The 4,146-nt window shown below is 69.2% G+C and carries 5 protein-coding genes; 3 read left to right on the forward strand and 2 right to left on the reverse strand.

All coding sequences use genetic code 11. The features are described 5' to 3' along the window. From ACWEBX_RS37755 to ACWEBX_RS37765, 3 genes are all read left to right on the forward strand, one after another. Positions 1-661: GlxA family transcriptional regulator (locus ACWEBX_RS37755; protein WP_451889255.1), on the forward strand; the 661-nt coding region annotated here is incomplete at its 5' end. A gap of 581 nt (positions 662-1,242) precedes the next feature. Further along, positions 1,243-1,803, forward strand: a complete 561-nt coding sequence (locus tag ACWEBX_RS37760; RefSeq protein ID WP_451889256.1) for a hypothetical protein — start codon at positions 1,243-1,245, stop codon at positions 1,801-1,803. A gap of 161 nt (positions 1,804-1,964) precedes the next feature. Next, a complete protein-coding gene (locus tag ACWEBX_RS37765) occupies positions 1,965-2,459 on the forward strand; it encodes a GNAT family N-acetyltransferase (protein ID WP_451889257.1) in 495 nt (164 codons plus the stop codon). Between the two features lie 231 nt (positions 2,460-2,690). Here ACWEBX_RS37765 and ACWEBX_RS37770 read toward each other — a convergent pair whose 3' ends face one another. Beyond that, positions 2,691-3,095: a carboxymuconolactone decarboxylase family protein gene (locus tag ACWEBX_RS37770; RefSeq protein WP_451889258.1), complete on the reverse strand. Its 405-nt coding sequence runs from the start codon at positions 3,093-3,095 to the stop codon at positions 2,691-2,693. A gap of 83 nt (positions 3,096-3,178) precedes the next feature. Next, positions 3,179-4,146, reverse strand: a 968-nt coding sequence (locus ACWEBX_RS37775; protein ID WP_451889259.1) for a pyridoxal-dependent decarboxylase, incomplete at its 5' end; no start/stop codon positions are given.

Here is a 4,146-nt window from a genome sequence, read left to right on the forward strand (position 1 = left end):
GCTCATGCGCCCCCAGATCCGCAGCCTTCGTTCCGCTCTGCAGCGGTGGACGGCGGACGGCGGCCTCACCGCAGCCGCCTGTACGAGCACCTTCCTGCTCGCCGAGGCCGGACTGCTCGACGGCCGCTCGGCGACGACCACTTGGTGGCTGCGTGACCTGTTCGTCCAGCGCTATCCGAAGGTCACGCTGGACATGGACCGCATGGTGGTGCGGGACGGCGCCGTCGTCACCGCCGGTGCGGCGTTCGCTCATATCGACCTCGCGCTGAGCCTGGTCGCACGGATCAGTCCGCGGCTGGCCTCCGAGACCGCCCGCGCACTCCTGATCGACCAACGGCCCACGCCGAGCGTGGCCGCGTTCACCGACCACCTTCACGACCAGGACCGACTGGTGAGCGACTTCGAGGCATGGGCGCGCACGCACCTGCACCTCCAGGTCGGGGTGGCCGACGCCGCACTCGCCCTCAAAGTGACCCGCCGCACCCTGGAACGCCACGTGAAGGAAGGGCTGGGGACCTCTCCCTACGCCTTCCTGCGCGCCCTGCGCGCGGAGCGGGCGACGCACCTTCGCGCGACGACCTCACTACCGGCCGAGGACATCGCCCAGCGCGTGGGCTACCGGGACGCGGGCAGCGTCCGCAGGCTGCGCACCGGCCGGTGACCCGCGCCCGCTGAGAAGACCTTCCGGGGATGACAGCAGAGGCGCGGATGGTCCCGACGTCCCTGCGCCACGACCGTCCGCGCGCCGGTGAGCACTGTTTACTCACGCGCTCACCTCGCCGACAGCCGACCGTGGAACCAGGTTCCGTGAGCCGGCCATGAGCGGTGGCCAGGGCTTTCGGTTCGTGTGACGGCCTCCCGTGGGGACGGGACCGTCGCGCACAGGTGGTCGTGTCCCGCCCAGGAAGAAAGCTGGGCGGCGACACGGCCGCCTCGCTCCGCACGAGCTCAACTCGGCTGCCCTGTGGGGCAGTACGCCGCATCCGACCGCCTGCTGTCCGGCGGCCAGCACCTGTCGGTCCCTTCGGAGGTATCCAGTGAGCGCACAGACGCCACGGGTCAGCGCAATGCGCTGACCCGTCGTCGGCTCGATCCGGAAGGAATACCTCAGATACACGTGGCCAACGTACTGACCGCCACTGACAACACCCCACTGCCCAGAGAGCGAACCGACTTCCCCTGCCCCACAGGAGCTTCGTTCCTCCCCCGGCCGAAGCCAGGGGTATCCACCAAGGAGACCCGATGACCACCACCGTCAGGACATCCTCTGCTCACTCCCATACGTGCCCCGCCCGGCCCCATGGAGTGGCGTGCGACGTGGACGCCGCGGCGCGCTACCAGTTGTGGTGGACCGCTCAGCAGACGGCCGGACGCCCCGAGCGCCCGCCCGTCCAGGCGGATCATCTGCGTCAGTGGGCCGGCGTTCTCATCGACGCTCTCCTCGGCTTCGACGACGACATGCGGCACTTCCCGGGCCAGGAGGCCGATGCGTGGCGGCGGAGGATGTCCTTCTCCACCCGGCACCGCCTGTCCCTGATCACGGGGAATCTGCCGACGAGGCGATGGCTGGTCCATGCCCGTCAGCGAACGCAGATCCGTCTTCCCCTGCCCACCGACCGGCGCCTGTACCTGTTGTGGGTTCCTCATCTGGTGGAAGCCGTCCGCAGCCTCGTCGGGCAGACTGCCGCCGCGGCCGCGCAGTCGAGGCAGTCCGGAGAGGATCCCGGCATAACAGCTCATCTCCTGAACACGCGGCACAACCTCCTCCATGCCTGCCAGCACCTGAACCGGCATACGCGGTAGGACCGCGCCATCGCCCGCCCGCCCCGCCGCCTGGCGTCCGCGGCCAGGGCGCGCGATGTGGATGCCGCAGCCGTGCTCGTCGGCGGTGAGGCCGGGCTTCTCGCCCCCCGGCGTGCGAGCTCGGACCCTCGTGCGGACCTGGTTACCCTAGCCCTGTGATCATGCCGACTCTCACATCGATGGGGTTCACGCCGGACGAAATCGCCGAGGCCGTCGGCATCTACGCGAGCAACCCCGAGTACTGCCGCGGCTCCGGTGAGTACGACCCCGAGCACATCGCACCCGACCGGGTCGAAGCCGATCTGCGCGAGGAGGCCGGCGCCGACGGAGGCCATGTCCTGCTCGCCCGTGACGGCGAGGGCCGGGCCATCGCTCTGGTCTGTCTGCTGGACCGGCACCCCAAGGACGGGTATCCCTGGATCGGGCTGCTGATCGTGCACGGAGACCAGCGCCGCCGGGGCATCGGCCGGCTGCTCGTGGCGGCCGTCGAGGAGCACTTCCGCCGACAGGGGCAGGACGGTCTCAGGATCGCCGTTCTGGAGAACAACCCCTCGGCTTCCGCCTTTTGGAGTTCACTCGGCTGGCAGGAGATCGACCGCCGCCGCGACATCCAGTTGAACCGGCCCTGCATCGTGATGCACAAACCGCTGGCCTGAGCCGGACACGTCGTCCGCTCGGACCGGCTTCAGCCGATTCTGGTCCTCTCCTGTTCGCCGGCTCAAGCGGCGGCGCGCTCCACCTGGTCAGGGACTACATCGCACAACAGAAACACCCGGACTGAACACAGCCGACCGTGGGCGCTGGCAGGCAATGCGGACCCACGCCCACAGCTGAGGTCACAGCAGTCCAGAGATGCGATTCACCCCCGGCCTGAAGGCTGGGCCCGATCACCGGTCCTGTGCGGCCTCGGCGAAGACCTGTGCGGCGATCTGGTACCCCTCGAAGGCGCGCGCGGCTCCCGCGTACGCGGCGACCTGGATGAACACCTCGGCGATCTCCTCGGGCGTGGCGCCGTTGTTCAGCGCGATGCGGAGCTGTCCGCGCAGGGGTTCCAGGGTGCCGAGGACGGCGGTGATCGTGACGGAGACCAGGGCGCGCGTGCGGGTGTCGAGGACCTCGCCGCGGGGCCAGGCGGCGCCGAAGGTCTGCACGGTGGCGAGCCGCTTGAAGTCCGCCCCGTTGGCGGGCTCCCCGGCGGTGGGTTCGAGGAACCTCTCCAGCGGGATGCCGAGCAGGAGTTCCGCGTGGGCGAGCGCCTCGGCGTAGCGGTCCTCTTCCTGAGGGGTTGCCATGATTCCTTCCTTTTTGGGGCTGGAGTCGTCCGAGGTCGCCGTCCCTGGTGTCCGGTCGCCCGACGGCTCTCGGGCACGGTGCGTCAGTAGCCGGTGCCGCGCTTGACCTGGGTCCGCTCGGTCCCGTGGGTCGCGCCCTTGGCGTCCAGCGTGCGGCACGCGTCGGCGATGTCCTGGCCCAGGCGGTCGATCTGCTCGCGGCTCATGGTCTCCTTGACCAGGGCGCGCATGATCTTCACCCGCTCCGCGTCGGGCGGGAGCGTGTACGCCGGCACCATCCAGCCCCGCTCGGCCGAGAGCTGCCAGGCGATGTCGGACTCGTCGTAGGCGTGCTCGCCGACGAGGCGGAAGGCGACCAGCGGCAGTTGCTCGAGGTCGCCGCCGATCACTTCGAAGCGGCCGCTGTCGCGCAGGTTGTCCGCCAGTGCGCGGGCGTTCTCCTGCATCATCTTCATGACGTAGGTGTAGCCCCGACGGCCGAGGCGTACGAAGTTGTAGTACTGCGCGAGCACCATCGACGCGCCGGTGGAGAAGTTCAGGGTGAACGTCGCGTCGGTCTTGCCCAGGTAGTTCTCGTAGAAGACGAGGTCCTTGGCCAGGTCGGACTCCTCGCGGAAGATCAGCCAGCCGATGCCGGGGTAGACCAGGCCGTACTTGTGTCCCGAGACGTTGATGGAACGGACCTGCTCGAGCCGGAAGTCCCATTTTGAGTCCGGGTAGAGGAAGGGCCACACGAAGGCGCCGCTGGCGCCGTCGACGTGGATCGGGATGTCGAGGTCCCGCTCCTTGCGGACGTCCCGCAGGAGCTTGTCGATCCCGACGACGTCGTCCTTGTGGCCGGTGAACGTGGTGCCGAGGACGGCGACGACACCGATCGTGTTCTCGTCGAGGCGGGGCTCCACGTCCTCCGGGCCGATCGTGTACTTGTTCTCGGCGAGCGGTACGATCCGCGGCTCGACGTCGAAGTAGCGGCAGAACTTCTCCCACATGGCGGGCGCGCTGGACCGGGGCGTCGAGGTCGCCTGGACGGGCATCGGTGTCGTCCCGAAGA

This window comes from Streptomyces sp. NPDC005070, assembly GCF_053600395.1.

What these genes read in the sequence shown, in the direction of transcription:
- ACWEBX_RS37760 (WP_451889256.1), top strand. Translation starts at nt 1,243, where the DNA reads ATGACCACCACCGTCAGGACATCCTCTGCTCACTCCCATACGTGCCCC.
- ACWEBX_RS37765 (WP_451889257.1), top strand. Translation starts at nt 1,965, where the DNA reads ATGCCGACTCTCACATCGATGGGGTTCACGCCGGACGAAATCGCCGAG.
- ACWEBX_RS37770 (WP_451889258.1), bottom strand. Translation starts at nt 3,095, where the DNA reads ATGGCAACCCCTCAGGAAGAGGACCGCTACGCCGAGGCGCTCGCCCAC.